Below are 14,317 nucleotides of genomic sequence, written 5' to 3' on the forward strand. Positions count from 1 at the left end.
TTGAAAATGGTCGGCCGCTTTAGCTCAGTTGGTAGAGCACATCATTCGTAATGATGGGGTCACGTGTTCGAGTCACGTAAGCGGCACCATTCCTTCCTGCCATCTCCGGAAACCGCGCAGGCCTTACTCCGGCCGCTTGGGCAGGGCGATCTCCGCCGTGCCGAGGCACATCTTCACGCCCTTCTGGTTCTGCATGAGATGCTTGACCTGAACAATGTGGCGGCCTTCGTCGTCGACCTGCTTGTCGATCACTTCGGCAGTCTGGATGGTAACGTCACCTGAAAGCGCGGGCCCGCGATAGTTGGCGATGGAGTGTACGACCATGCCGTGCTCTCCCGCCCAGCCGGCGAGGTAGTCGGTGACCCAAGCGCCCATCGATGCGCCATAACCGTAAGCGCGCGGCATGCCGATCTTGCGTGCGTATTTCGGAAACAGGTGCCCGCGCGACGGACCGATGTAGGCGCCATCCGTCAGTTCGGGATTGATCCGCTCCATCACCGGGTCATTTTCGTGCCCCGCCATTTCCTCGGTGAAGCCCAGTGCCGCGATATCCAGCTTGCGCCGGTCGATCGTGCCCCAGATCGTGAATAGATATGAACGCCACTCCGTCGTGAAGCTGGCCACGGTATGCGGCCCGAAGACGCGTTCGGGCAGATGGTCGCCGATGGATACATCGTCCCACCAGCGTTCCTTGTGGCCAATATCGTGCATCATCTGGATCCACGCGAACTTGCGCTCTTCCAGTTCGTCCAGTTCCTCGTCGCTCCATTCCGGTTCGTCGAAGTCGTCGGGATTGACCGCTGCACCTCCCGCTGCCGCGTTGTAGCGCAGCGCGGTCGATCGCTGCTTTGCGATCAGTTCGCCATGCTGGTTGCGATAGAAGTTGTCGCCGCGCTGAAAGCAGGTCGGGCCGAACCCGGTTTCCTTCACCACGTAATCGTAGGGGATACGCTCGTTCGTCAGGGTATCGCCCCCGAACACGCGCGGGCCGTAGTGCCAGAATTCGTCGCCCGCGAAGAGCAGGTGGGAATTGGGAATACAGCCGACGCAGGCCCCAGCCGTTCCATGGCTTTCGTCCATGACGATCGGAAAGCTTTGCGGCGCGACCAGCTTGCCCCAGCGGCTTTCGGCGGCATAGGCCGGGTCGTAGTGCAGCAGGTTGGGATAGTGCATCGCGTGCACCCAGCGGCGGATGTCATTGTTGCCCAGCGGCTCGCGCAGGGGCGAGGATTCGACCGGCTTGCCAAGGTACTGGTCGATGTCCGAACAATCGAGAACGTAATCAGTCACGGGAAAATACCTTTCAGGCGTCAGTTCGTCGCCGGATCGCGGTGCGCGCGCCGATTGACCAGCGGGCGGAAATAGGAAGGATCATCGCTGCTGCGCGCCGATGCGCCATTAAGGGCCTGGTCCGGCACGTCGGCGAAAGGCGGCGGGATCGCGGGCGGCATGCAGGCCCACTCGATCACGTTGACGCGCAGGGCGATGCGGAATTCGCCGACGCGCCGTTCGAAGCGGTCGATATAACGGCCGCCGGCCAGCACGATGCTGTCATCCACGTTGCGGGCCACGAATTGGTAGTACGTCTCGACATGGGCGGTATCGCCGTCGAGATCGATGTTCGACTGCAGCAGCGCGTGATGCGTCAGGTGCTGGCCTTCCCGGTGCATGGGCATGGCCCAGTCCCAGCAGTCCGCCGCCGATCCGACGAAGGGGCCCGCCGACACCTCGGCATCGTCCCAGAATGCGGACAGGTAAACCTCGCGGTCGAACCGGTCCATGCCGCGTGAAAAGGCCTGCAGCTTGCCGCGAATGGCCTCTTTGTCGAGCAGGGCGTCCAGCGCGGCCTCGCGATCATTTGCCATGATAGTCGTTCTCCCGAATGGGGCCCCAAAGCGGGCTGCCACGCTTGGCACGCATGGATTTGACCCACCGGCCGTCGATGTCCGGAATGCCGTATTCGTCGGCCAGTTCGGCGGTGATGTAGGTCGCGCCCGAACGGTTCATGATCTGCGGATCGGTGGCCATCGCGGCGATCACGCGACCGGGATGTTCGACCGAGCTTCCCGCCTGCCCGGCAACGGAAGACGTCATCTTGTCCGAAGCCCGGGCGAGGTTGTCCTGCGCCTTTTCGGTCAGGGTCAGGCCCTGCCACAACGACAGGGCGGCAACGCCGTAAGGCTCAAGCTCGATTGCCATGTCGCGGGCCATCCGGTCCACCAGCGCCTTGGTGCCGCCGAACACGACGCCATATGTATAAGTCACGCCGGTATAGCCGCTGATCATCACGATCAGGCCGGACTTCTGCCGCGCCATCATCTTCGCCGCGTGCCACGACGCGGTGTAGTATGACCGCGCGCCGACCCTCCACATCTGGAGATCGGACAAGGGCTTTTCCCAGAAGGGCTGCGGTTCGAGCAGGTTGTCAGGCAAATGCGTCGCTGAATTGACGAGGATGTCGAGCCGGCCCGCCTCGCGCTCGATCGTCTCGAACAGGGCAGCGACTTGCGCATCGTCGCCATGATCGCAGGCGACGGCTATTCCCTTGCCGCCGCTTTGCTTGCCGCGCTCATCACATTCGGCGGCGGTTCCGCCAACGGTGCCGGGAAGATAGTAGTCGCCCTCGTTCAAGGTGCGTCCGGTCACGAAGACGGTCGCCCCCTGCTCTGCCAGAACCAGCGCTATGCCCTTGCCGATGCCGCGGCTTGCCCCGGTGACCAGGGCGACTTTGCCCGATAGCGGCGCTGTCATGGCACGACCTTCGTAAAAAAGGTCTCGCTATGATCGCCCGTTGCGCGGCCCGGGAAAATCTCGCGCGTGAACGGTAATCCCATGACGCCATTCGACCAGTCAGCCGAAGCGCCCCAGTCCTGGAACCAGTCGTAGAGCATGACACGGCTGGCGATGCGCCATTGCGGATCGCCGTAACCATCGGTGCGGCGTGCCATCACATCGAGATAACGGCCGCCGATGCACGTATCGTGCTCGTCTCCGCCGCCGTAGTCGACGCGGTGATACGACACGACGTGCGTTTCCACTTTCGCGCTGTCGCCGCTCAACTCGATGTAGCTCTGGCCCAAGACGTGCTGGGTATTTGCGATCGCGTCGGAGCCCGGCACGACCCAAGCGAGATATTCATCGAAACTGCCGTTCTGCACGCCGTAGTCGTAGGTTGCATCGGGCCACCAGCTTGCCCGGATGAGATCGGCATCGCGCCGGTCCTCACCGCGCGCCAGCCGCTCTATGCAATGGCGGATATCGGCGCGATCGAAATAGGCGCCCTGCCCGGCATCCATGCTCCACTCCTTTGTCTTATTGCTGACGAGGATAGAGAGCCCTGCGGCGGCATCGCTTGACATATTCGGACAAATTGACAGCCTGACGCACCGGAAGAGGAATGCGGATGAGCACCGATACTGCGCGCGATGGGCCCGCCAGCGGCAACTACGACACCTTGCATGCAAGGTTGTTGGCGCGGCTGCCCGAACTGATCGAAGACCTTGGCGGTGATGCAGGTGCGCTTGGCCTGATGCCGCAACCAGACAGTGCCGCGCCGTCCTACCGCGAACTGGCCGAAGTGCTCGACGTCGCGGCGCGGCGCTTGCCGTGTCCCGATCTCGGGATGAAACTGGCCGCCCGCCAGAATACGGCCGAGATGTTCGGCCCGCTGGGCCAAGCCATGCGAAATTCCCGCACGTTCGGCGACGCCCTGACTTTCGCCAGCAGCCATGCCTATGCCCACAGTCTTGCCGCGCGAATCTGGATCAGCCCACAGGGCGCGACCGGAGAGGTCTTTGCAGGGCATGACATCCTGCTCGAAGGGGTGAGCGGGCGTGAACAGGCGATCGAGCATGTCCTGTTGGCCGGACACCTGTCAGCGATGGAGCTGACCGGCGGACACGCCCGCGCGCGGCGGGTTCACTTCCGGCATGCCCCTATTTCCAGCCCACGAACCTATTTCCGCTTTTTCGGGTGCGAGGTCGCCTTCGGGCAACCCGCCGATGGCATGGTGTTCGGCAAGGACGATCTCTCCGCCCCCGTCGTCGCGCCCGACAGCGAGGCGCTGAAAGAGATCACCGCCCTGATCGACCGGCAATTCACACAGCGGCGTCCCCCTTTCCACGCGGAAGTCCGCGCCGTGATCCTGCGCCTGCTGCCAACCGGGAACTGCACGACAGACCAGGCCGCGCGCACTTTGTGCATGCATCTGCGCACGCTCCACCGCAGGCTGCGGGCGGAAGGGACGAGTTTCCAGCTTCTGAAAGAGGACGTGCGCCGCGACCTGCTGCGGTACTATCTGGAAAGGACAGACCTCGACCTGATGGCGATCAGCGAAAGGCTGGGCTTTGCCGAACAGTCGGTCCTGTCGCGCTATTGCCGGCGCAGCTTCGGCGCAGCCCCCGGCACCTTGCGGGAACGGCTTCGCCCGATGTCGTGATCGGACAGGGTTTGTCCGAATTGGTCAAGCCGGACCGACGCCACGCGCTCTATCTCCACTCTCGATAAGGGGGAGAATGTCATGGGCCATCGGCAGAACGAGGCCGCATCGCGCCACGTCTACGTGCCGGACCCGGCACGGGCGATAGCGTGCGGTCCACCGCTTCGGGACGAGGAAGGTCTTGGCCCGCTCACGCTTCCCGGCTTTCTGCGTTCCGTCTTTGCCGAATTCGCGCCGCGCGAAGCGCTTGTCGAACACCGAGAGGACGGGACCGTCGTCCGCTGGTCATACGCCGACCTCCTCGAACATTCGCTCGCGGTCGCCAAGGCGCTGACCGGCGCTAACCTCGGCAAAGGTGAGCGGGTCGGCATCCTGATGACCAACCGGCCCGAATTCCTCGCCGCGGTTTTCGGCACCGCGATGGCGGGGGGCGTCGCTGCCCCGCTCAGCACTTTCTCGACGCCAGATGAACTGGCGCACATCCTCTCGGCCTCGGCCTGTTCGGTCCTGCTGATGGAGAGGCAGGTACTGCGCAAGGACTTCGCCAGCGATCTGTGCGAACTGGATCCGGCAATTGCCAAGGGAGCTGCGGGAAAGCTCCAGTCGCAGCGGTTCCCGTTCCTGCGCCTCATCGCGGCACTCGACATCAAGGACCCACGGGGGGCTATCGAAGCGTGGCCTGCCTTCCTTGCGCGCGGTTGCAATGTGGCGGAAAGCGTCGTGTGCGCACGGGAAGCGACCGTCCTTCCCGCAGATCCCGGGGTCCTGTTCTTCTCATCCGGTTCCACCGCCAAGCCCAAGGGCATCCTTTCTGCCCATCGCGGTGTTTCGATACAGCTTTGGCGCATGGGGCAGCAGCAGCGCCTTGATGACGGCGTACGTAGCTGGACGGCGAACGGGTTCTTCTGGTCCGGCAATTTCGCGATGGTGGTCGGCGGAACGCTCTCGCGCGGGGGCGCGATGATCCTGCAGCGGACGTTCCAGCCCGCCGAAGCGATCGACCTGATGGAGCGGGAGCGAGCGACATTCCTGTTCGCGTGGCCGCATCAGTGGGAACAGCTTCTGACCGCACCGAACTGGAGCGGGGCCGATCTATCCGCACTGGTCCATGTCGACCGCAACAGCCCGATCGCACGGCATCCGACGATCAACACCGACTGGCTGGAACCGGCATATTGCTATGGCAATACAGAGACATTCACGCTCAGCACCGGCTATCCCGCCAACACCCCGCAGGACGTGGCGCAGGGAAGTCATGGCCTGCCCTTTCCCGGCAACGTCGTCAGGATCGTCGATCCTGTATCCGGCGAAACACTGCCATGCGGGGAGGAAGGCGAGATCGCGATCAAGGGGCCGACCCTGATGCTCGGCTATCTCGGCATCCCGCTGGACGAAACGCTGGACGATGAAGGCTATTTCCGCACCGGCGACGGCGGGCACATCGATGATGAGGGGCGGCTGTTCTGGAAGGGCCGGCTAAACGACATCATCAAGACCGGCGGGGCCAATGTCTCACCGCTTGAGATCGACGAGGCGATCAGGGCCCTGCCCGCCGTAAAGCTTTCGCAGACCGTCGGCCTGCCGCATGAAACCCTGGGTGAGATCGTCGTGTCCTGCCTCGTGCTGCACGAAGGTGAGACGCCGGATGAGGCCGCTGTCAGAACCGCGCTCAAACAGCGTCTAGCCAGCTACAAGGTGCCGCGCCGGGTCCTGTTTCTCGACGAAGACGAACTCGAAACCACTGGCAGCGCGAAGATCAAGACCGCCCAGCTTCGCACGCTGGCCATGCAGCGACTGGAAGCGGGCGACTGATCCTTATACGTTGGGAATGTGCTGCCCCAGGTGCTTGCCGGCGATATAGCCGAACGTCATGCCGGGGCCGAGCGTACCGCCCGCGCCGCCGTAGACTTCGCCCAGAACCGACGCCATCGCATTGCCCGCGGCGTAAAGGCCTGGGATCGGATTGCCGTTCCAGTCGACGACCTGCGCATCGGCATTGGTCTTGGGACCACCTGCCGTGCCCAACGCGCCCGCTTCCATCTTGACCGCGTAGAACGGGCCCTGATCAATCACGCCCAGCGTGCGGTACGGCGGGTCGAAGTCGGTATCGCCCCACATGTAGAAGTTGTCATAGGTATTGTCGCCGCGGCCGAAATCGTCGTCGTGGCCATTGCGGACCATCCCGTTGAACCGCTCGACTTCCGCCTTCAGCCCTTCGGCATCGATGCCCGCCATTTCGGCCAGCTCGTCCAGCGTATCGGCCTGCATCATGAAGCCCGGCGTCGGGCCGCCCGGGGGCGTGTTGAAGGTCTGGTACTTATCGCGATAGCGCTGGTCGATGATCAGCCAGTAAGGCAGGTTCGCGTAAGTGTGCGACCCCGCATCGAAGGCGTGGAGCGACTTGCCCAGCGCGTTATAGTTCGCCGCCTCGTTCACGAACCGCTTGCCCTTGCGGTTGACGAGGATCGCACCCGGACGCGCGCGTTCGTCCGATCCCAGCAGGTAATTGGGCTTTGCCGAACGGTGCTGTGGCTCGAACTCCAGCACGCTCTGCATCCAGTAAGCGTGCTGCATGTTGGACAGCTTCGCGCCAGCCTCGATCGCCATCATCAGGCCGTCGCCCTCATTCTCGGGGACGGAGACGGGGCCGGTCAGCGGGCCGCGCAGGAAGGTCTTGACCAGTTCCTCGTTCCACTCGAACCCGCCGGTCGCGATCACGACGCCGCGGCGGGCGCGGACCTTGTAGTCCTTGCCGCTCGCGTCCTCGGCGATAACGCCGATTATCCGCTCGCCGTCCTTGACCAGTTTCTTGGCGCGCTTTTCGAACTCGACCGGAATCTCGCGCTCGATCACGCCGAGGTAGAGCGAGCCGGCCAAGGCCTGACCCAGCCCGCGATAGTCTTGCGCGTCGCGCTCGGCCAAAGTCTCTTCGTCCAGCGCGCCGGTGATCGCCTCGATCAGGCTGCCGCGCAGGGGATAGGCCATCTTGCTGGGGTTCACGCGCTGGGCCCACTTGCCCAGCCGCTCGAAACAGAACGCCTCGTTGTCGAGCGACCGACCGCCGTCGGGCTTCGCGCCGGGGGCATAGGACTGGTAGTCGGGGAAGTCCTTGAACGCGGTCAGCCGCACGGGCGTCTTGTCGGCAAGATAACGCACCATCTCCGGCCCGCCCTCCATGAACGCGAAAAGCGTATCGGGATCGAGCTGACCGGGCGCGAGCGAATCGAGGTAGGTCACGACATCCTCGTCGTCTTCCTCGACGCCCGCTTCGATCTGGTGATGGTTGCCCGGCACCCAGAGCATGCCGCCCGACATCGCGGTAGTACCGCCGACCATGCCGGTCTTTTCGAGGATCACGACGTCCTTCGCGCCGAAGTCGTGCGCCGCGATCGCCGCGGTCATCGCCGCGCCGCCGGAACCGAGCACGACAACGTCGGCTTCGAGATCCCATTCGTGTGCGTCTGCCATCTTTCCATCTCCCGGATCGTGTCGTATCATCCGGGCACTCGCCGCGATCCGATCGCTGGGCCCGGTTATTTAATGACACTTGTCATGAATAAAATCCGGGCAGGTCGATACTCCACAAAATCACAGGTCGCGCATTACAGCCTGCATTCCAGCGTCGTCGTGCTGTCCGCCTCTTTCGCGGAGACGATGGTCATGCGATTCTGCGGCTGGTGGCGGAAAATCTCGCGCGAGAGCGGGTTGATGAAATGCGTCTCGATCCGGTTGGCGATACCGCGCCCGCCTTCGAACCAGTCCGCCATGCAGAGCGAGCGCAAGTCGTCCATCGCCTGCGGTTCGATCTCGATCTCGACGCCGTGTTCGGCGCGCACGACGTTGAGCACACGCTCTACGATGGCGGAGAAGATCTCGGCCGCGACGGTGCCGCCGATGAATTCGAAGGCGATCACGTTCTGCCCGATGCGGTTCATCAGTTCGGGCCGGTTCAGCTCGTTGCGGAAATGCTGGCGCACCGCATCGATCAGCTTGGCCTCAAGCTCTGCGAAGTCGTCGGACGGCAGGATGTTCATGCCCATGTTCTGGGTGTGGTTCTTGCCGATGAGGCCGATGTTCGAGGTGAAGATGATCAGCGCCTCGGAGAAATAGGCAGTCGATCCGCGCGAATCCGTCAGTCGCCCTTCGTCGAGGATTTGCAGGAACGCGTCGAGCACGCGGGGGTGCGCTTTCTCCACTTCGTCGAACAGCACGACGCTGAAGGGCCGCTTGTGCATGGCGTTGACCAGTTCGCCCCCGCGCTCGTGGCCCGGATAGCCCGGAGGCGCACCGATCAGGCGGTTGATCGAGTTCTCCTCCATGAACTCCGACATGTCGAAGCGGTGGCAGGCGTTCTCGTCCCCGAAAAGAAGCTCGGTCACGGCCTTTGCCAGCTCTGTCTTGCCGACGCCGGTGGGGCCGACGAAGAACATGACCCCGCGCGGCCGATTATAGCGCGACCCCGTCTGCGCACCCGACAGCCCGACGATCGAGCGCATCAGGATGTCGAGCGTCTTGTCGACCGCGTGATGCTGGCCCTTGATCCGCCGCGTCAGGATTTCACGCGCCCGCATCATGCGCGAACGCATGACCGGCGACTTCCACGGATTGCGCCGCGTGCCCAGCCGATGCGAGCGGATCGCCTCGGTAATCTCGTCACTCGCAAGACCGTGCCGTTCGGCAATGCGGGCGACCGACTTCATGCCGGCGAGCTTCATGCCCTCGGCCTCCAGCGCGAACTGTTCGAGAAAACCTGCCAGTTCCGCCCCGTCCAGCGTCTCGCCATCGGTGAAATGCCCGACCAGCGTACGGGCATAGGCATATCGGTCTTCAAGGTTCGGTAGTTCGACCGACAGTTCGCGCAAGGCATCGTTGCCCGCGACGAACCAGGCCGGAAGGTCGCCCGGCCTTTCGACCAGCCAGAGCGTCGGACTGGGCAGGCGCGGCGGATCGCGGTCGAGCGCGTCGCCCAGCATGACCTGCCGCGCGGTCTTGTCCGCCTCGACCAGCGCCTGCGACATCTCTGCCATGTCCCCGCCGAATAGCGCAGGCGCATAGTCGACGATCAGGACCACCGGCAGGTCGGGCAGGCCGGTCAGGGTTCGGTGCAGTTTGGCAAAGGCCTCGGGCGCGTCGGCAAGGCACCCCACCTCGACGGCCGCGCTTTTCAATCGCCCGGCAATGTCTTCGGGACATTCGGGGTGGACGCGCAGGCCCGCATCGCTGTCGTAGATACAAAGCGCGGCAAAGCCCTTTGCCTCGGCGATGCGCCAGACCATCTGCTCGAACGTGCGGAAGGCGATGCCACCGTCTTCGTAAGCGGGATAGAGATCGCGCAAGTTGCCAGAGACCGCGAAGTGCGCTTGCATCGAAAGGCCGGTATCGAGATCGTCGAACCACACCGGCATCGCCGGCATGGCCGGTTCGGCGACCCTGATGTCAGAACTGCTATCGATCCTCTCGGCGTCCATTTGAGCTCCCTTCCGCGGCATGATCGCACTCGATCATATCACCGGGAACACTATCCGCACCGATTCACCGTCACGCCTTGATTTCGATCACCTCCGGACAAAACCAGTCACCGAAGATGATAGCAATTTGCGTATTTACCCCGGATAATTGCATACTTTAGTTGCAGTTAACCGGGTTATTTATGCATTTTCCAAGGTGCTGTTAACCTTTCGCTGTCAGCAACAGCCTCGGACAAAGAGGCTTCGGACATGCATCATCTCAACCATCTCGCGCTCATGGCGCTGGCTGCGCTCATCTGCGTCAGCACTGCCTATGCGGCCACGTACATGCTGCGTGCGGCCCTGTTCGGGGACGGCAAAAGGCGCAAGGGCAGGCTGCTCGGCGCGGCGGTAACCGCAGGCGGCGGCATCTGGGCAACGCACTTCGTCGCCATGCTTGGGCACGACGGGCCCGAAGAGATCTATTACCTTCCGGCAGAGACACTGGCCTCGCTGGGCATCGGGCTTGTCGGCTTTGCGCTCGCGTTCTCGATGAACCTCAAGTCCGAACGGCCGGACCGGTCAGTCCTGTCCGGCGTCTTGTGCGGACTGGCAACCACGGGCCTACACTACATGGGCGTATCGGCCGCCAGCTTTGGCGGATACGTTGACTGGAACATGGGCCTTGTGGCGCTGTCCATCGTGCTCGGCCCGATCCTTGCCGCTGCCGCCATGCCTGCGATCTGCGGCAAGGCGGGCAAGCGCGCCTACCTGCTGGGCAGCCCCCTGCTGGCCGCGTCGGTCCTTGCCCTCCACTTCACCGCGATGGAGGCGATGACTTTCGTCGTCAACGACGCGATCGCGCCCGCGCATTTCTCGCTTCCTCCGCTTGCACTCGGCCTCGTCATCGGGGTCGGCTCGTTGCTGCTGATCTCGTGGGCGCTCTCGCTCTCGTTCTCGACCCGCACGTTCGAGGTCATGCTGGGCCGCCGCAGCCGCGAATTCTCGGTTCTGGTGCAGGGCCTGAAGGACACCGCCGTCTACATGCTCGATGCCGACGGCCACGTACTCACCTGGAACGAGGGTGCACGCAGGCTCAAGGGGTACGAGCCGGAGGAGATCCTCGGCAAGCATTTCGAGGCTTTCTACCCGGCGGACGACCGCGAGGCAGGCGTGCCCGATGCCGCCCTTGCCCGCGCCCGCGCCACCGGCATCTTCCGCGCCCGCGGCGAACGGATGCGCAAGGATGGCACCAGCTTCTGGGCCGACGTATCGATCGAACCGGTACACGACGAAGGCAAGTTGCTGGGCTTTGCGAAGATCACCCGCGACGTGACCACGCAGGTGGAGGCAGAGGAACGACAGAAGCAGGTCCGCGCCGACCTGCAGGCCGCGACCGGCAACATGGTGCAAGGCCTTGTCCTGTTCGACCCCACTGGCGTGGTAAAGCTGTGCAACGCCCGCTTTGCCGAAATCTTCGGCGCACCAGCCGATACCGTCACGACCGGCCTCGACGAAACCGGCCTGCTCAATGCCACGCTGGGCCGCCGCCTTGCCGACAACGGATTGTCGAGCGAGGGCGCTTTTGCCCGCCGCCTGTTCGACCAGTTGTCGAACGGCAAGGACCGCAACGGCTTCGTGCAGGTCGAGATCGACGACGATCTTTCCATCGCGGTCAGCGAACGGCACTTGCCCGATGGCGGCCGCGTGCTGACCGTCGAGGACGTGACAGAGCGCCAGAAGGCTGCCGAACGGCTCGAATTCATGGCCAGCCACGATGCGCTGACGGGCCTGCCCAACCGCGAGGCATTCCGCCGCCTTGTCGAGACCGAATGCGCGATAGGCGCGCGCGGTGACGGGTCGACTTTCGCAGTCGCCATCGTCGATCTCGACAGGTTCAAGGAAGTGAACGACGGCTATGGCCACGCGGTCGGTGATGCGCTGTTGCAATCGGCGTCGGACCGCCTTTCGCGCGCGGTCGCGGGCAACGGCATCGCCGCGCGCCTTGGCGGGGACGAGTTTGCCGTTTTCGCCCGCATCGACGACACCGAAACCGCCTGCACTGAACTAGCCCGCAAGCTGGCCGTCGCGGTCAATTTCCCCGTCATCCTGCATAACCGCGCCATCAACAGCGCAGGCAGCGTCGGCATTGCGCTGGCCGGAGAGGACGGCAGCGACTGCAAGACGCTGCTGACCGCTGCCGACCTTGCCATGTACCGCGCCAAGGCGACGCCGGGGCAGTCATGGTGCCGGTACGAGCGCGAGATGGACCGCCAATCCGAGGAACGCCGCGCGCTTCAGGCCGCGCTGCGCCATGCGCTCGATCTCAACGAGTTCCACATCGCCTACCAGCCGCAATGTTCGGTCGATAGCGGCAAGGTCGTCGGTTACGAGGCGCTGCTCCGCTGGAACAGCGCGACGCTGGGCAAGGTCTCGCCCGAAAAGTTCATCAAGCCCGCCGAGGAGAACGGTCTCATCTTCCCCATTGGCGAATGGGTCCTGCGCACCGCCTGCAAGGAAGCGGCACAGTGGAAAGAGCCGCACAAGGTCGCGGTCAATATCTCGCCGCTGCAGCTGGTCCAGCCCGACCTGCACCAGCTGGTCGCAGAGGCGCTGGCGCAAAGCGGCCTTCCGGCAGACCGGCTGGAAGTCGAGATCACCGAAAGCGCGATCATCAGCGACAAGCTGCGCGCCCTCCACAACCTGCGCCAGATCAAGGCGCTGGGCGTGACGGTTGCGATCGACGATTTCGGGACCGGCTATTCCTCGCTCGACACGCTCAATTCGTTCGAGTTCGACAAGATCAAGATCGACCGCACCTTCCTGATGGATGCCAAGCGCAATCCCGGTTCGCGCGCGATCATCAAGGCCGTGCTGGCGCTGGGCCGCAGTCTCGACCTGCCGGTGCTGGCCGAAGGCGTGGAGACCGAGGAAGACCTGGCGCTACTGCGCGAGGAACGCTGCTGGGAAGCGCAGGGGTTCTATTTCGGGATGCCTGCGGTCATGAGCGACCAGATCCCGCAGGACCGCGACGACAACGCGCGCAAGGCATCGGCGGCCTGAGGCGAAGGAAAACGGGGCGCAGCAAGGTGATCCTGCTGCGCCCCGTGTCCTTCGGTCCGGAACTTGTGAGTGCCTACCAGACCCGCGCAGGCGTAGGGGCAGCGCGGGGAAGCTTGGGCAGCGGGCGGCCGAAACGGTCGGTCGGCATCATCATCGCGCTCTTCACCGGATCGTATCCGAGAAAGCGGACGACCGCCTCGTGCAGGGGCTGGTCGAAGTGGATGCCGGCATTGCGTTCGTCCTGCCACACGACACGCCCCGCCATGCGGATGTTGCCTTCCGCCTTGATGAACAGCTGGTCGCCCTCGCTCACGCGGTTGTAGGGCATCTCAATCATGCATCCGGTGACGGAGACGTTGTAGAGAACGGCATGGAACGGCTGTCCGTCGGCGCGGCATTCCACCTGCCGGTCGGAATCGAGTCGTTCGTTGTTGCGACGTGTCATTATGGCTTGCGACCTTCCTATGGATCGCCCGTTTTCGCACTCGCAGGGTTAATTCGGAGTTTAAGCGCGATAGGGAATCTGCCGGAGGGCGCGGGTTACACCTGACACAATGGACTGTATCGCGCCTTTCAAACGTCGGGCAGACCGCCAATCATGGCCGAAAAGTCCGAAATCCTCAGCCCCCTGCCCGCGCTGACCTTCGCTGAAGGTGCGCGGTCGATGATGGAACTGGCATCGCTCGCGCTCAGCTACCCGCTGATGACGGACGTGCCGCGCGGCGACGGGCACCCCGTGCTCGTCCTGCCCGGCTTTGCCACGAACGACCGGATGACGGCCGTCCTGCGTTCGTTCCTGACGCGGCTGGGCCATCACGTGCACCCGTGGGACCTTGGCTGGAACCTCGATCAGCACACGACTGGCGAAAACGGCGAACACATCGCGCAGCGCATTGCCGAGATCCGCAAGGAAACGGGGCGCAAGGTCTCGCTCGTCGGGTGGAGCCTTGGCGGCGTCATCGCGCGCGAAGCCACGCGCCGCGATCCCGAAGACGTGCGGCAGGTCGTCACGCTGGGCAGCCCGTTTACCGGCGACCCCGGCGCGACCAATCTCAACACGCTCTACGAACTGCTGACCGGAAACCGCATCGCCGATATGCGCAAGCATGCGCGCTATGCCACCGGTCACCATGTCCTGCCCGTCCCGTCGAGCGCGGTCTATTCGCGCACCGACGGCATTACCGGGTGGCAGAACTGCATTTCCGAGACCGACGAGAAGACCGAGAACATCGAGGTGTTCTCAAGCCACTTCGGCTTCATCGCCAATCCGGCGGTGTTCTACATCGTCGCGGACCGGCTTTCGCAGGCCGAGGGCGAGTGGAAGCCGTTCGAGCGCAAGGGGCCTTTCGCCGCCTGCTTCCGCTGAGGT

11 protein-coding genes and 1 tRNA gene are annotated in these 14,317 nt (G+C 63.8%); 5 read left to right on the forward strand and 7 right to left on the reverse strand.

What is annotated here, in order from left to right; translation table 11 throughout:
* Window positions 1-13: 13 nt before the first annotated feature.
* Window positions 14-89 (forward strand) — tRNA-Thr (locus KIH45_RS07305).
* A gap of 34 nt (window positions 90-123) precedes the next feature.
* Here KIH45_RS07305 and KIH45_RS07310 read toward each other — a convergent pair.
* From KIH45_RS07310 to KIH45_RS07325, 4 genes are read right to left on the reverse strand one after another with little or no spacing between them, the layout of a single operon-like run.
* Window positions 124-1,290: an FAS1-like dehydratase domain-containing protein gene (locus KIH45_RS07310; RefSeq protein WP_213175324.1), complete on the reverse strand. Its 1,167-nt coding sequence runs from the start codon at window positions 1,288-1,290 to the stop codon at window positions 124-126.
* Between the two features lie 20 nt (window positions 1,291-1,310).
* Complete coding sequence (locus KIH45_RS07315) at window positions 1,311-1,865, reverse strand: nuclear transport factor 2 family protein (RefSeq protein WP_213175325.1); 555 nt, start codon at window positions 1,863-1,865, stop codon at window positions 1,311-1,313.
* Window positions 1,855-2,751: an SDR family NAD(P)-dependent oxidoreductase gene (locus KIH45_RS07320; RefSeq protein ID WP_213175326.1), complete on the reverse strand. Its 897-nt coding sequence runs from the start codon at window positions 2,749-2,751 to the stop codon at window positions 1,855-1,857. The genes KIH45_RS07315 and KIH45_RS07320 overlap by 11 nt, the downstream gene beginning before the upstream one ends.
* Window positions 2,748-3,296 carry a nuclear transport factor 2 family protein gene (locus tag KIH45_RS07325; protein ID WP_213175327.1) on the reverse strand — a complete coding sequence of 183 codons (549 nt, stop codon included), beginning with the start codon at window positions 3,294-3,296 and terminating at the stop codon, window positions 2,748-2,750. The genes KIH45_RS07320 and KIH45_RS07325 overlap by 4 nt, the downstream gene beginning before the upstream one ends.
* Before the next feature lie 107 nt (window positions 3,297-3,403).
* On the opposite strand from KIH45_RS07325, the gene KIH45_RS07330 reads away from it, so the two are divergent.
* Together KIH45_RS07330 and KIH45_RS07335 are read left to right on the forward strand one after the other, a co-directional pair.
* Window positions 3,404-4,438, forward strand: coding sequence for an AraC family transcriptional regulator (locus KIH45_RS07330; protein WP_213175328.1), 1,035 nt, complete (start codon window positions 3,404-3,406; stop codon window positions 4,436-4,438).
* A gap of 81 nt (window positions 4,439-4,519) precedes the next feature.
* On the forward strand, window positions 4,520-6,250 hold the full coding sequence (locus KIH45_RS07335) for a class I adenylate-forming enzyme family protein (protein WP_213175329.1): 1,731 nt from the start codon (window positions 4,520-4,522) through the stop codon (window positions 6,248-6,250).
* A 3-nt stretch (window positions 6,251-6,253) separates the two neighbouring features.
* Here KIH45_RS07335 and KIH45_RS07340 read toward each other — a convergent pair whose 3' ends face one another.
* A complete protein-coding gene (locus KIH45_RS07340) occupies window positions 6,254-7,906 on the reverse strand; it encodes an FAD-binding protein (RefSeq protein ID WP_213175330.1) in 1,653 nt (550 codons plus the stop codon).
* Window positions 7,907-8,040: 134 nt separating this feature from the next.
* A complete protein-coding gene (locus tag KIH45_RS07345) occupies window positions 8,041-9,906 on the reverse strand; it encodes an AAA family ATPase (RefSeq protein WP_213175331.1) in 1,866 nt (621 codons plus the stop codon).
* 249 nt (window positions 9,907-10,155) lie between these two features.
* Between KIH45_RS07345 and KIH45_RS07350 the strand changes: the two genes are divergently transcribed.
* The gene (locus KIH45_RS07350; RefSeq protein ID WP_213175332.1) at window positions 10,156-12,948 is read left to right on the forward strand and encodes a bifunctional diguanylate cyclase/phosphodiesterase; all 2,793 of its coding nucleotides are present in this window, start codon (window positions 10,156-10,158) and stop codon (window positions 12,946-12,948) included.
* Window positions 12,949-13,021: 73 nt separating this feature from the next.
* Here KIH45_RS07350 and KIH45_RS07355 read toward each other — a convergent pair whose 3' ends face one another.
* Window positions 13,022-13,393 (reverse strand): PilZ domain-containing protein, encoded by a 372-nt coding sequence (locus KIH45_RS07355; protein ID WP_213175333.1) that lies wholly within the window; start codon window positions 13,391-13,393, stop codon window positions 13,022-13,024.
* Window positions 13,394-13,546: 153 nt separating this feature from the next.
* Here KIH45_RS07355 and KIH45_RS07360 point away from each other — a divergent pair, with 153 nt between their 5' ends.
* Window positions 13,547-14,314: an esterase/lipase family protein gene (locus tag KIH45_RS07360; RefSeq protein ID WP_213175334.1), complete on the forward strand. Its 768-nt coding sequence runs from the start codon at window positions 13,547-13,549 to the stop codon at window positions 14,312-14,314.
* Window positions 14,315-14,317: the final 3 nt, after the last annotated feature.

This window comes from Croceicoccus gelatinilyticus (genome assembly GCF_018398395.1).
In the GTDB taxonomy this organism is placed as follows: domain Bacteria; phylum Pseudomonadota; class Alphaproteobacteria; order Sphingomonadales; family Sphingomonadaceae; genus Croceicoccus; species Croceicoccus gelatinilyticus.